General features: G+C 46.5%; 16 protein-coding genes. All 16 read right to left on the reverse strand.

All coding sequences use genetic code 11. The features are described from left to right. Positions 1-511 (reverse strand): hypothetical protein (locus QZ371_RS08280; RefSeq protein ID WP_295211631.1); only part of this gene is annotated, 511 nt, incomplete at its 3' end. A gap of 14 nt (positions 512-525) precedes the next feature. Continuing rightward, a complete protein-coding gene (locus QZ371_RS08285; RefSeq protein ID WP_022288104.1) occupies positions 526-894 on the reverse strand; it encodes a hypothetical protein in 369 nt (122 codons plus the stop codon). Between the two features lie 12 nt (positions 895-906). Continuing rightward, entirely contained in the window at positions 907-3,423 is a 2,517-nt protein-coding gene (locus tag QZ371_RS08290; protein WP_295211632.1) for a hypothetical protein, read from the reverse strand. A gap of 2 nt (positions 3,424-3,425) precedes the next feature. Next, complete coding sequence (locus tag QZ371_RS08295; protein ID WP_295211633.1) at positions 3,426-3,998, reverse strand: Gp15 family bacteriophage protein; 573 nt, start codon at positions 3,996-3,998, stop codon at positions 3,426-3,428. Further along, positions 3,995-4,516 (reverse strand): hypothetical protein, encoded by a 522-nt coding sequence (locus QZ371_RS08300; RefSeq protein ID WP_295211634.1) that lies wholly within the window; start codon positions 4,514-4,516, stop codon positions 3,995-3,997. Before QZ371_RS08300 ends, QZ371_RS08295 begins: the two co-directional genes overlap by 4 nt. Positions 4,517-4,596: 80 nt before the next feature. Beyond that, the gene (locus QZ371_RS08305; protein ID WP_117865657.1) at positions 4,597-5,112 is read right to left on the reverse strand and encodes a hypothetical protein; all 516 of its coding nucleotides are present in this window, start codon (positions 5,110-5,112) and stop codon (positions 4,597-4,599) included. 14 nt (positions 5,113-5,126) lie between these two features. Continuing rightward, a complete protein-coding gene (locus tag QZ371_RS08310; RefSeq protein WP_295211635.1) occupies positions 5,127-5,570 on the reverse strand; it encodes a hypothetical protein in 444 nt (147 codons plus the stop codon). Beyond that, positions 5,567-6,004, reverse strand: a complete 438-nt coding sequence (locus QZ371_RS08315) for a minor capsid protein (RefSeq protein ID WP_118123635.1) — start codon at positions 6,002-6,004, stop codon at positions 5,567-5,569. The genes QZ371_RS08310 and QZ371_RS08315 overlap by 4 nt, the downstream gene beginning before the upstream one ends. Beyond that, the gene (locus tag QZ371_RS08320; protein ID WP_117865661.1) at positions 6,001-6,357 is read right to left on the reverse strand and encodes a DUF6751 family protein; all 357 of its coding nucleotides are present in this window, start codon (positions 6,355-6,357) and stop codon (positions 6,001-6,003) included. The genes QZ371_RS08315 and QZ371_RS08320 overlap by 4 nt, the downstream gene beginning before the upstream one ends. After that, entirely contained in the window at positions 6,358-6,726 is a 369-nt protein-coding gene (locus QZ371_RS08325) for a hypothetical protein (RefSeq protein WP_295211639.1), read from the reverse strand. Positions 6,727-6,740: 14 nt separating this feature from the next. After that, positions 6,741-7,811 carry a N4-gp56 family major capsid protein gene (locus QZ371_RS08330; RefSeq protein ID WP_295211640.1) on the reverse strand — a complete coding sequence of 357 codons (1,071 nt, stop codon included), beginning with the start codon at positions 7,809-7,811 and terminating at the stop codon, positions 6,741-6,743. A 6-nt stretch (positions 7,812-7,817) separates the two neighbouring features. After that, positions 7,818-8,429: a phage scaffolding protein gene (locus tag QZ371_RS08335; RefSeq protein ID WP_022288094.1), complete on the reverse strand. Its 612-nt coding sequence runs from the start codon at positions 8,427-8,429 to the stop codon at positions 7,818-7,820. Positions 8,430-8,600: 171 nt separating this feature from the next. Next, on the reverse strand, positions 8,601-8,834 hold the full coding sequence (locus QZ371_RS08340) for a hypothetical protein (RefSeq protein WP_178185339.1): 234 nt from the start codon (positions 8,832-8,834) through the stop codon (positions 8,601-8,603). Position 8,835: 1 nt separating this feature from the next. Next, the gene (locus QZ371_RS08345; RefSeq protein ID WP_295211643.1) at positions 8,836-10,389 is read right to left on the reverse strand and encodes a phage minor capsid protein; all 1,554 of its coding nucleotides are present in this window, start codon (positions 10,387-10,389) and stop codon (positions 8,836-8,838) included. After that, the gene (locus tag QZ371_RS08350) at positions 10,389-11,747 is read right to left on the reverse strand and encodes a phage capsid protein (RefSeq protein ID WP_295211645.1); all 1,359 of its coding nucleotides are present in this window, start codon (positions 11,745-11,747) and stop codon (positions 10,389-10,391) included. Before QZ371_RS08350 ends, QZ371_RS08345 begins: the two co-directional genes overlap by 1 nt. A gap of 3 nt (positions 11,748-11,750) precedes the next feature. Beyond that, on the reverse strand, positions 11,751-13,388 hold the full coding sequence (locus tag QZ371_RS08355) for a PBSX family phage terminase large subunit (protein WP_295211646.1): 1,638 nt from the start codon (positions 13,386-13,388) through the stop codon (positions 11,751-11,753). Positions 13,389-13,618: the final 230 nt, after the last annotated feature.

Here is a 13,618-nt window from a genome sequence, read left to right on the forward strand (position 1 = left end):
CCTCAACAGCTTTTGACCACGCAGGTAGCTTGACCTTTGGCACATAGGTCTTGTCGGAGAAGTAAAGCCTATCCGCAAGAGTGACCTCAGTATTTCCGCCCGACTTTTTCGACTTGACACAAGTAAACCGCCCAAGGGGTATTCTCTCTCCGTCAAGCACCTCTCCAAGCTTGCTTATCTGCTCCACTGTCAGCTTTGAAAGCTCAGCGTAGGTGTAGGCTTCTAGGGTGGAGTAGGTGGTTTCGCTGGTAAAGTCCGCAAGGTACAAGGAAAGGTCATACTCGCTGCCGAGAAATTTCGTATCAACATCATTGATATTTATGTTCCACGATTGTGAGCATATCGCACCTAGTTCTATATCGTCGGAAATGCTTGTGGACTGCACCGTACTTGTGCCGGAAGTTATCCGATCTCCCATAATCACCTCGCCCTCTGCATTCTCTATCCACAGTCGCCAAGTACGGCAATAGCTCTCGATACGCTGAGCCACAAGCTCACTTGTTTGGTACAATTCGACTGCCCCCCTTACTGCATTATCAAGTCCACCGCAACGCCTTTGCAGAACTGTTTGTTCTCGTCCCAGCCGAAAACTTCATAAGTTGGGTCGCCTGCATAAACGTCAAAGGTGCTTTCCTGAAATGTCTCATCAAGGAGCGTGATACTGAAAAACGGACTGTCAACGTTGGAGATATACTCATTGAGCTTTGCCGTCTCCTCACCTGTGAGATGATACCATTTCAACGTGACAGTTTTCTTTATAGCTCTTATGTCGCCCACCATTTTACAGTTAGCCGTCCGCCCTGCATTGTTCGACCATATCTTGTTGTTTGTAAAGCTCACTTCCGCAGGTGTGGCGACCCTTTCGCTACCGAATATAAGTCCTCTGCTTTTCATTTTCTGCACCTCCTATGCCCTTATTGGTGACCTGCCGTTGCGCTTGATATAGTCGTTGATATCATCAATAACTATCTGTGTGATAGTCCTGCCATTGAGCGTAAGCGGTATGGTAACGCTTATCTTCTGATTTCCGCCCGCTCCGCCATAAGACACAAGAGCCTGCAAAACAGCCTGCGTGATAGTATCAAGCGGTGCCTCGATATTCGTGCCACGTTTCTGATCGCCCAGAACTGCAAGAAACTCAGAGTTCGGCGGTATTACTGCACCTTGGGCAAGTTTGGGTATTTCGGGGATATCAATTTGACTTAGGTCAAAGCCAAATGTCTGACCGCCAAGATCACCGGGAAGCCAATCAGGCGTCGTGAAGCTCAGCTCGTTTATGCCGTCGATTATCCAATTTATTGCGTCCTCTACTGCTCCTGTCAGACCATTTATAAGCCCGATTATCAAATTAATAGGTGTTTTTGCTATGTCAACAAGTGCGTCCCATACGCCTTTGAAAATCTTTTTTACACCCTGCCAAGCCTTTTTCCAATCACCGGTGAACACTCCCGCTATGAACAGTACAACACCTTTAAGTGCTGAAATAATGTTCTTCACGGCGTCAATTATATTGCTTATGACATTGCCCACTGTCTTTATTATCTTGCCAAGCACACTGCTGACTATCGGTCCGAGTATGCTCACAAGCCAGTTCACAACAGGTGCTATGGCTTTGTTGTAAATGCTCAGAACGCTTGTGATAAGTGTTCCCACAAAGTCGAGAAACTCATCAAGCAGAGGTTTCAAGTGCTCCGTCCAAACGCTGTCAGCCACGTCCATAAGCTTGTCAAACATAGGTTTCAAGACCGTTTCCCACAGATTAAGAAATACGTTCTTTGTGGTGGTTATGCCCTCGTTTATGCCGTCAAATATAGGCTGTCCCCACTCGTTCCAAAAGTCTGAAATGCTCTGCCAAGTATCGCACCACAGTGTTTTCAAGGCGTTCAACACAGGCTGTGCAACGCCGTTCCACAAGGTATCGAAGATCTCTTTTATGCTGTCAAACAGTACGCCTAGCGTGTTCCATGTCTGCGTGCCAAAATCCGCCATTAGGGGTAATCCTACAGTGAGAAAGTTTTGCAGTATAGGGAACACTGCCACATTCCAGATATCAGAAAACACCTTGTTGAAGCTGTCAAAAAGTCCTATGCCTATCTTGCCAAGCGTGCTGAAAGCGGTCTGCATAAGCGGTGTAAAATCGTTTATAAAATAAGCTTTGAGCGGTTCGGAAAGCGACTTTATATCGCTGAAAACTCCGCCGAGTATCTGAGCAAGTTCAATGCTCTCTCTTTCAAGTCCGCTCCATATATCAGCGAAAACAGGCTTAAAATTCTTATCAAGATAGTCTGCAAGCTTTTCAAACTGAGATCTTACTGATTTGAAAAAGTCAGACAGCTTTTTATCTGCCTTTCCCGTATCCACCTCAACGCTAGTCCCGGAAGGCTGCATTATCTCCCCAGCTCCGCTGACCCCAGTACTGTCTGACTTGCTCTCATCATTCAGCTTGTTCATCTGGTCAAAGCTTGCAAGAGATCCTTCCTGTGCCTCCTGAGTCTGTTGTGCATTGTCGGCTATATCGCTGTAATTATCCGCCGCCTGAGAGGTGCTTTTCACTATGCTTTGAGCCTCGTCTGCACTGTTGCTTAGTTCAAAACCGAACGCCTCTGAAAGTGCCCTCGCTGCCCCCTGTGCCAACGATATGAGCTGTGAAAGCAGACTGTTTATCGCCTTGACAGCAGGCAGAAGAACGTTCATCAGCACAGTGCCGATAGTCGCTCCGAACTCTTTCCATTGCTCAGAGAGTATTCTAGTTTGGTTCGCCCAGCTGTCAGAAGTCTTTGCAAAGTCCCCCTGTGCAAGAGCCGTTTGCGACATAACGTAGTTGTATCTCAGTTGAACTTTTTCAGCCTGCGACATATCGGCAGTTGACTTCATTATACCCTTTGAAAGCGCATACGCCTGCAAGTTGGCGTCCGTCATAACGATACCGAACTGTTTGAGGGTCTCAGTTTCGCCTGTAAAAATTGATTTCAGAGCCGTGCTTGCCACGTCCTGACCAACGTTATAAAACGAAGCCATATCCGCCGACAGCCCTGTAAGAGCCATAGCCATATCGCTTGCACTGTCATTGGCAAGCCCCATTCCTGCCGCCATTGCCATGAAGTTTGAGCCTGTCTGCTTTGCGGTGAGTTTTGAAATGCCGTAGGTCTTGACAGCCGTGTCAGCGAAGTCCTCCATTTTCTGCTTGGACTCTCCGAAAGCCGTATCAACAACATTTTGCACTTCCGCAAGGTCTGAGGCCGTTTCTATTGACTGCCTGCCGAAGTCCACAAGCTTCTTGACGGAGAACGCAGCTGTCACAGCCATTGCAAGGCTTTTAAGCTTTGGCTTGATATCCCCCACCATATCGGAAAGGCTTTTCAAGCCCTTTTCAAAGCCCTCGCTGTTTATGTTGGTGTCAAAATTCAAACACCCGTCAGCCATTGTCATTCACCTCCCGTCAGTTGTTTCAGAAACTCTTTGTCCTCGTTTTCAGCCCTCTGCTCTTCTGCTGAGAGCTTTCGTTTAAGGTCTATCATATTGCGGTGATTTCTGTAAAACTCCTGCTCATATTTTTCAAGCTTTTTGCCCTTGTTAAGCTTTTGCCGTATGCCTATAACAGACGAAAAAAGCCCCTCGCCTATCTCATTGAAATAGCCAAGAAAAGTCCACCAATGAAGATATTTTACCGTCCTCGTTTCAAAGCCTGCCGCCTTGTTCACCGCAGGAAAAATAATACTCTCGTCCTGCTCCCAATCAATAGTCTTTGCAGGCTGAACGCTTTCCTGCGGAACATCTCCACCGCCTACAAACCAATAAGCCTTGTTGACAGCCTCCTGCAAATGCTCTCGTGGGATATCCTCAGCGTAAAGGCATTTAAGACACACATAGCACTTTTCACGCTCGTCAAGTTCGGGGTCTGCAAAGGCTGAATAGATCCGCAGTATGACCCGAAAATCTGAGCGCATGGCATACTCTTTGCCGTCTATTTCAAGGGCTGTTGGCAAACTGCCTATCATTTCAGCAGCTCCCTGAGCAGAGCCTTTTTGTCTTCGTCAGAAAGCTCCGCCACATTGACCGCAGGCTGAGCAATATGTTGATGAGCGATAACAGGTGCGGTGTACTTCTCCACCTTTTCTTCGAGCTTTATCTGAGCTGCCGTCTGTGCTGACTTTATTTCCTGCACCACCACCGCAAGAAGCGCTTCAAGGAAGTTTACAAGCACAGGCTTGCCGTTTGAAGCCATAGAGAACACGTTCACGCTTCCGAGCGCCGCCGTACACACATTGCTTCCAAATATGTCATTGACCATTTCTCTTGCACGCTGGTCATACTCTTTGAGAAGCTGAGTTCTGTCCTCGTTCTTCTCACGTTCTGACACTTCTTCTGCGATATTGTCAGCCTTGCTCATAGCGTCCTGTATCCTGGTGATAATACCAACGTCTGACACGTTTATCCTTATCACTCTGTTCTCGTCGCCGTTTATAGCGTACTCTTTGTAATTGCCGCTGTTAAAATCTATTGACTGCATTGACATTTTTATCATCCTTTCTGTATTACGGCAAACAAAAAGCACTCCGCTCTTGACGAAGTGCTTTCATATGTTTGTCATATAGTTTATTCTTCCGTAGTCTTTGCAAACGTTGGCACGCCTGCCGCAAAGGTGACAGAGCCTTTCACTCTGTTTCCTGCAAAGGTGCAGTTGAACGGGATATTTACGCCACCCTGCGGTCCGCCATAAGACTGCGGCTTGACTATGACATCTTCCGTCCATGCGTCATACGCACCTGTGGTCTTGTCAACGATAACTTCAAGCACGCTTGTCTTGCAGGCGTCACCGGTAAGACGATTCATCATGATATCCTTGAGCTTTTCGTAAAGTGCGTCACCGGGCTTTGCATAGAATGTGTCAAGGTCGAACTCAGGCTCATAACCGTTGTCCTCAACTGTGGTTTCATCAAGGATATTCTTCTTTGTGGAAGTGTCAGGGTTGAGTGCCACGCTTGCGTCCTCAACGTCCTTACCGAGAAGATACCAGCTTGGTGATGAAGCGACCGCTGCGAATGTAGTGTCAAGATAATGCAGAAGATGACTTCTGTTGAGCTTTCCGCTCTTGTATGAATAATCAGGCATATGTTTTCCTCCTTTTATATCTGATACTGTGCCGCTATCTGTAACTGATACTGCACAGTATCGTTTGTGTTTTCGTTTGGTATTGCATATATCATTCCGTTTGCACAGGTGAGCTTTTCAAGAACGCCTGTCCTTTCCTCGTCCTCTGTTATGGTAGTGAACGTGGTATCTCGGTGCTTGTCTGCATAGCTTTCAAGCCACATCTGCAATTCAAGCAGTACGCCGCTGTTTGACATTCGGTCAAAGTCGCTCATAGACTGATACACCGCATAGAGAATGAAGTTATGCTGTCTTGTCTGACCGCCCAAAATATCAGAACTTATAAGGCTGTCGCCTGTTGAGGACAAGCCATAATTGGTGGGCGTATCGTCGGTAAAGTCGATATGGATATCGTTGCAGACCTCCGATATTTTCGGAAACTGCTGCAAAATATCTTTCACAAGCTTGATTATGTTCATTTCACTTTGCCTCCCATTATCGCCGCCGCTCCTCTGAGTATCTGCTTTTTCTTGTCGGCTTTCATTCGCTCAAACCAAAGCTTGCCTGCAAGTGGCTCTTTAAAAGTGCTGTAAACAAGGTCTTTGTCCGTCAGCACTTTCTTTTCTCCATGTCGGGCGTAAGACGAGCCTGTAACAGAGGATACCATAAGCTTGCCGTAATACTGATAGCGTGCGTAAGGTGCAAGATACTGTATCTTGCCGCTGCCTATTTTTGTGCCTCTCGTGGCAGACTTTCTCAGATTCGTGCTGAGGGTAGGTGTATACTTCACCATATGCCTTATGCACTCGGCGTCAATGAACTTTTGAGCCTTATCAAAGCGTTCTGAATACTTGCCTGCAAAGGACTTATCCCAAGTGATAGCCCTGCTGTCCATAGGCTGACCTATCTTCATTTCACGCTCACCTCCATATGTGGCAGACCGCCGAACATATAATCATCAATGCTCATTACCGTAACAAAGTCATACTCCGCACGGAAGATTTTCATGCTCTCAGATATGCTCTGCGGCGTTTGATTATCGAACTCAAACTCGCATTTTCCTCTCACAAGCATATCCTTTGCAGGGGTTTTCGGTGCATTATCATCATAGAAATACACCCTTGTGCTGTCTGAGGTCTGCATACCGCTTTTCACGATACTTCCCGACTTATTCTCACACCAGTAAACTTTCTCTGCATACTTCCGCACAAATCCCTCCGTCTGCTTGTCGAAAAGATACACCGTGCAATCGCTGTTTGCAAGCATTTATCTCACCCCTCTGTAAAGCAGCCCTGTTCCGCTGAGCCATTTGTACACGATATCGTGAACGGCTCTGTCAGCATTCTGCCTGCGGATATCTGAGCTTTCATATGACTTTGACCAGCCCCCAACGCTTTCGGAAGATACCCCCTGAGTGCCGCCCTCCTGCTCTGCTTTGAAGATATTCTCCGCAAGCTCGCAGCAGCACATTTTCACTTCTTCGGGTATATCGTTCTCGTCAACGTTGTCAAGGGTATATCGCTTCATAAGGCTTGTGGCTTGCATTGCATAGAAGTCAAAAGCGGCAGATATGTCAGGCTCTTTGCCGCAAAGATAAACGCCTATATAATAGCTCTCGCTCGCATATGCTTTCATACTGCCGCACCTCTTTACTTCTTGAATCTTGCAAGCACTACCTTTGACTGATCTGAGATAGCCACAGTGTAATGCTTGTCAGCAGATATATCTGTGCAGCGCTTTGTACTCTTTCTTTCGGTCTCAACGTTTGTATCACGCTTGAGGTAGATAGTCAGAGCTGATGTTTCGTCCTCTGTTTCAGTATCAGCGTTGAGCTTGATGATAGGGCATGTGTAGAAAGTGCCAGCCTTGACAGCGGCGTTCTTTACAACATAGTCACCCACCTTTGGAGTGTAGCCATCTGCACAAGGCGTTACTGAGCCGAGCTTTATCTGTGAAGCAGTTGTCGAAGCTGTGCTGTCCGCAACAACTTCCTTTGCACCCTCTGCATCGCTGTCAACTCTCACATACTGTTCCGGGATAGCCTCGTTAAGTGAAACTTTCTTTGACGGAACGATACGGCAGTTCGCTATTTTGCCTATCTCGCCTGTCATGACCACATTGCCGTCATACTTATCTGCTGAAATGAAGTTCGGGTCCTTTCTAAGCTGTGAGTTCTGATGAGGGTTAATAAACATAGCCTTTTCGGTGTTCAGCTCCTCATTGAACTTGTCAACAGCGTCAACAATGCCGCTGTAAGAGATAGCAGAAGCCGAGCCGTCATAGATGAGCTGAGCTTTCATAAGTGCGTCCATGCTGTCTGCATCCACCTTAGAAGCGATAGACATTGCAAGCTGTGAAGTCGCCTGACCTGCAGGGTTGCCATAGCCGCTGAGAAGAGCCTCGTCGGTTATCTCCACCGCTTTCATGGCTTTCTTTACCTTAGCCTGAGTGGAGTCTGTTTCAAGCTTGACAGTTTCGGCTTCAACGCCCTCTGCAACATCAACTGCGTCGCCGATATACTTATACTGTGGCACTGTGATAGTGTCGCCAGGCACGCCAACAAGCGTTCTGTCTATCTTCGCAAAGGGAGATACAGTTATCTTAGACTCTATCTTTGCGTCGATCATATCACTCATTACCTCAGGATCGATAAGGTCGGTGATCTTTGTCTGCTCTGCGAAATACTGCATAGAAATTCTAATGCCATTTGTCATTTTCATAATATCCTATCCTTTCAACTGTTCGTATTTTTCGGGGTCTGTTCGTTTAAGTTCCAACCTCTGCATATACCCCATTTTCGCAAAGGTTTCCTTGCTCACTTCACCTGCGGCAGGCGTCCCTGTGGGAGCGACCGGGTTCTTGATAGGCTCGGAACTTTCAAAAAGATAATCGTTATCTTTCTTCACGTTCTCGATAGCCGTCTTGATATCCTCAGCCTGATTTTTGGAAGCTTTGAGAGTTTCCACATCAAGCAAAGCTTTAAGAGCCTTGACGTTTCTTGCCTTGCTTGCCGAGATAGCGTTATCAAGGGTAGCGTCAAACTCCATATCAGATATCTTCGCCTGATACTCGGTATCTTTCTTAGCAAGGTCAGCGGTGAGCTGTGCGACTTTGCCGTTAAGCTCCTTGACGTCCACGCCCTCAAATTCTTTGAGAGAGTTCTGTGCGGTATCAAGGCTGTCCTTATAGTTATCACGCTCCACCTCAAGGCGGCTTTTCACCTTTTCAAACTCAGCCACAGTCTTATAATTTTCTGCCACCTGTTTTGTGATGTCCTGTTTCTTGTCCTCAGGGATAACGATACCCAGAGCGGCAAGGATCTCAAAAATGTTTTTCATATGTTTGTCCTTTCTACATAGCTTATATACCGCTCTGTCTGCGGTGTGAAAGTCTGACAGTTTAACGTCATATCAAGGACGAAATGGTATGAAAAAAGCACCCGTTAAGGTGCTTAGTTCCGATATTTGGGTATAAAAATACCGCCCAACATTAGTCAAGCGGTAAAATTATCATTTGAAATACTCTGTAAGTTCAACTTCTGAATCAACATAAACTGAACCAATATAATAGCTGTTATGAACAGATATCTTTTTGCCGTTTAAAGTATAAATCTGTGTTTCAGAACCGTCAACATCTTCTAACAAGTCCTTTTTCAACAAGTGTGGAATGTGTTTTTCAAGTGCTGCACATTGCTTATTGAAGATTTCTTTATCGGGCACTGTACATATACTGTAATGAAACATATTATCCCTCCACTCCTAAAACATCATTAACTGATTTCCTCGTTTTTGTTGCTGTTTTCATTATATCTTCAACGGCCTGATCATATGTCATGTTCTTATCTTCCATTTTATGCTTTATAAGGTCGTCAAAAGATTTTATCGGATCATCTATATCAAGTTTTTTGCGTTCTTCTTGGTTTGCCATAAGCTCTCTTGCTTGAAACCTATGCTTGTTTCTTAACTCGCAAGCCTGCATTGCTTGCACTTCTATTGGCTGGGTCGTGTCGATCATATCAGGAATCATTTTGTTATGCACCACATACCATTTACGCACGTCTCTATCCGACATCTTACCTTTCATATCAATTATATCACTATAATCTTTTTGCGTCAAGTCTATCTTGGTTTTTCCCACCCCCATATTCCCAAGTCCGTCGGCGTTCACACGCTCTCGCTGCTGAGGCAGACCCATTGATTTTGAAAACCTTGTATACTCCTGGGAAGTGCCACGATATCGGCAGCGTGCGTTGATGATATCCTCCTCACCTGCACCTGCCTCTTCAAGAAGATGTATTTTCTGTCGCTGAGCTCTCATTGCAGTTTCAAGCTTTCTTTGCCGCTGTAAAGCTTCATACTTTGTGTACTCTTTATCACCGTACTTAACAGGCTTGTTCTCCTCTGCATTCATCTGCGCAAGCTCCTCATCTGTATAGGAACGCTCAGATATGCCGGGGATAAAGGGGTAATAATCGTGATAGCAATTCGCTCCGCACAGACCCGTCACAGTACCAAGACCGCAGATAGTTTCAAGCTCTTTTTTGCTGTAGACTTTGCCCTGCCATTCTTGATGAGAAGGTCTTGCTCCGCTGTGCCAAGTGACTTCAAAATAGTCTGTGCCAAGCTCTTTTGCGTTGTCCTCATTCATTTTTGCGGTTAGCTGTGAAAGCCCTGTCATTACCGAACGCCTTGCGGCTACGTCTGCCCTGTTGCTCCAGCCTGTGGCATAGTCCACAGTACGCAGACCTGAGTTCGTCATATCCGAAATGACTTTCTTTATGACCGTATTGTAATCGAACGCTCCGCTTGCTATGCCCATTATGGCGTTGTCAAGGCTCTGCTGATAGAAGTCAGCCGCCTGCGTGAATTTAAGCTTGCCGTCAGGCTGTTTTACTGCAAATCCGAGTGACTGAGATATGTTTTTAAGCTCCCCCGAAGTCTGCTCCGATACAGCCGACAGCAGCCTTTGCAGGCCCTCATTTTCTTCAAGGGGTATCCGTGCCTTGCCTTTGGTCTTGTATATGCTATCGTCCCATTCATAGCCTTTTTGCAGGATATCATTGTACAGCTCTTTTATCTCGTCTTTGGATAGGTCAAGGTTATCGGCTATGGCTTTCTTTATCTCACGCTTGCTCATTCCAAGCTCGTGAAGCCTGTATATCTGCCAATCCGCCGAACGTGTTATCTCACCGTTTATCTTTATCCTGCGGACAATATCCTCCATTATCTGCATTTCAAGGTCACGCAGTGGCTTGTCAAGCACCCTTGAAACTCGCTCTATCTCGCTTGCTTTGAGCATTATTCTATCACCTCTGCGGTGCTGTCGGAGGTCATTTTCTTAGCCGTTTCCTCGTCCTCACCATACCATTTCATTCGGTATTCCCACAGTGGCATAATGCCCATAGAAACGTCCTGACGATCGCTTGCACGCTTTGTTTCATCATCTGCAAGGATGCTGTCCTCAAAGTTCACAGACAGCTCATAACCGCTTTGAGTAAGCCCATTATAGAACGCCAGCGAATAGCACAGGTCTTCAAGGCAGACACGGAGGTTATTCTGTATTGCCGTGACAGTATCGAACTTTCTCTGCTTTGAGGACTTTATCTCCGTTGCCGTCTTGTCAACTGTCTGAGGGTTTGAGATATCCCCATAGGACAGCCCCACAGCAAACTCTATCTCACGCTTGTATTCTTCAAGTCCTGCGATAAAATCAGCCTGTCTTAACTGCGGTGAGAACTCGTGATAAAAGTCACCGCTCGTGCCAGCTGACACGTTTACCCCTCTGAAAAGCCGTTCATTGAGCTTTGGCATTTCTGCACGCTTCTTACCTGTGAACGGGTCTGTCACAGGTCTTAACACAGCCTCGTCAACGTCTATGGCACGCTCCCCGGATTCAAACTCCCAATCGAGCCTGCCGAATTGGATATCAGCTTTTCTTATGACTTTTTCTGCCCCTGAGAACACTGATACGCCTGAATGTGAACCGTCAACTGTATTGTCGATAGGGTTGACATAATAGCCGAAAGAGGGTCGCAGCATAAGGGGATAGGATATCTGAGGAATAAGCTCTGCCCACTCAGATACAGTGGCAAGAGGTATCTCTGCCCCCAAAGACAAGCCGTCATTGGAACGAAAAGCCCTGTTTGTGATAGTCAGCCCTTTTTCATAGTCCAGAGCGTGATATTCAAGCCTTATGCGGTAATCATTATCGCCCATGCGTTTTATCTCAGGGAAAATGACCTTTATAAGCCTGCCGTTCACGTCATACTCCACAGGAATGAACTGCGACTGCGGAACATACTGCACCTTATCAGCACCCAGCGGCTTTATTATCATTGCTCCTGTTGCAAGACCTCTTTGCAGATTTTTGTTGAGGTTTTCAAGGGCGTTTTTCATTATGGCATCAAGCTTATCGTTGGAAACTTTCAGGGTCATTTCATTGATAGCCGTGTTTGCAAACTCCCTCACAACAGCGTGTTCAAGTCGCAGAGAGTGAACTCCCTTGGGTGCTGAATTACCTGCATACATTCTGTCCCACTTGTCAATAGCTCTTATCATACTGTCCGTCACGGCGATATCAATACCGTAAACGCCCTTTATATCTGACTTTGAAAGCATTCTGCTTATCCACTCCCTTATTTTTGAAATAATGCCCATAGCTTACTGACCCCGCCTTTTCCATACTCTTTCCATTGCATACCGAACGGCGTCGATAACGTGGTCATTGCCGTCGGGATATCCGCTTATAACGTTGCCCTCTTTATCTCTGTCATACTCGCAGTTGATGAACTCCTCGCAAGCCACAGGACAACGCTTATTATCTATTACGATACTTCGCAGAGATTGCAGCCACTTATATGAATACTCCCTGCTGTTAGGACCTTTCTCTGCGCCTCTCGCAAGCAAGCCGTATGCTCTGTAATCTTCAACGGACTTATTTTCTGCACTGTCACAGGTGATAAGGTCATTTGCCGTGATACCAAGCTCCAGCAAATGCTTTGCGGTATCAACATTCTTTGTTTTGTTGCAGGTGTACTCCTGCCATATGAACAGTGTGTGCTGAGCAGGGGCATAATGCACTCTGACAAAAGCGTAAAGGTCGGGATACCAGCCCCAGTCAACGCCGTTATAGATGTTATCGAACTGCGCTATCTCGTCGTCGGTTATCTCTCTTATTAGGACGTTATCGAAAACATTGCCACCAGTGCCGTTTGCAACGCCCATATACTCGTTCTCATAGGCAGTGGGATTGGTTTCTTTGAGAAATTCGGCGTCATCAAGAAAAGGCTTGCCAAGCCACTTTTTCGGCACAGTAAGATAAGTGCTTTCGGTAACGAGTCTGTCCGTTCTCGGCACTTTGATGTACTTGTTCGCCCAGTTCTGAGCCGACTTTGGAGGGTTAAAAGACTTGAACTTATATGCTCTCTCGCCGCCTCTTATAACAGACTGTTCTATCGTTCGCACAGCTTCTTCACCGCCGAACTGGTCAAGCTCCTCAAACCACACGATGCCGATATAGCCAAAAGGCGGCTTGATAGACTTTATCTTGTGCGGGTCATCAGCACCACGAAAGTATATTTTCTGCCCTGTTGAAATGCGTGTGATCTCAAGGGGCGACTTTGTGCAGGCAAACTCATCATCAAGACCAAGTGCAGATATTGCCCAGAGTATCTGAGAATAAACGCTGTCTTTAAGAGTATTCGCCACAGCACGCAGAACGCAGACGTGCATATTCTCGTTCTTCATCAGCAGGTCGATAACGTTCAGACCGCAGAATGAAGATTTAGTCGAGCCACGTCCACCGGGGAAAACATACTCGGAATGTTCCTGCTCTGCAATATCGAACAGGACGGGCGAGAACGTAGGAGCGACAAGGCTCGCAGGGATACCGCTGTACACCTTATCAGGCATAGAAACAGGCTCAAGCTTTTGTTTTTCAAGCCTGAGCCTTGCGTTATCGTATTTTATCTTATGTTTGAGCATATCGTCATCACGGATAATGTCACGCAGCTCTTTCACCGCCGCAACGTCCCCTTGCTTAGCCCTTGCCATAAGAGCCGCATTCACAAGAAGCATATTATTTATGAAGTCTGGGTCAAGGCTGTTAAGGTCAATGCCCTGCTCAACGAGGAACTCATAGTCCGCTCTGGTATTGGCAGGCTGTTCAAGCAGGAAGTCCATTACCTGCTTCATAGTCTTTTTACGCCTGCGGACTTCGCCTGATTTTTTACCGCCTTTTGCACCGTTTTTTCGAGCTTCACTCGAGCTTGGAACTATTAAATTCTGTTCATTCGGCATTCACCTCACCTCTCTTTTGACATCTCCCTCAACGCAAAAGGCACCCCGTTTGGAGTGCCTCTTGTGAAAATATTATAAGGAGTTTTGTAAATGTTGGAGCAGATGTTGAGCTGGCTCGCTCTCGACCTGCATACACCGCCCGAAGCTCGAAAGCTTGGCGGCGGTTCAAATATTATGTGCTGGCTTTGTCGGGAAACCAACTGACCGTATGGGCAGACCGCAAGCTCATG

It is taken from the genome of Ruminococcus sp. (assembly GCF_019423705.1).
In the GTDB taxonomy this organism is placed as follows: domain Bacteria; phylum Bacillota; class Clostridia; order Oscillospirales; family Ruminococcaceae; genus Hominimerdicola.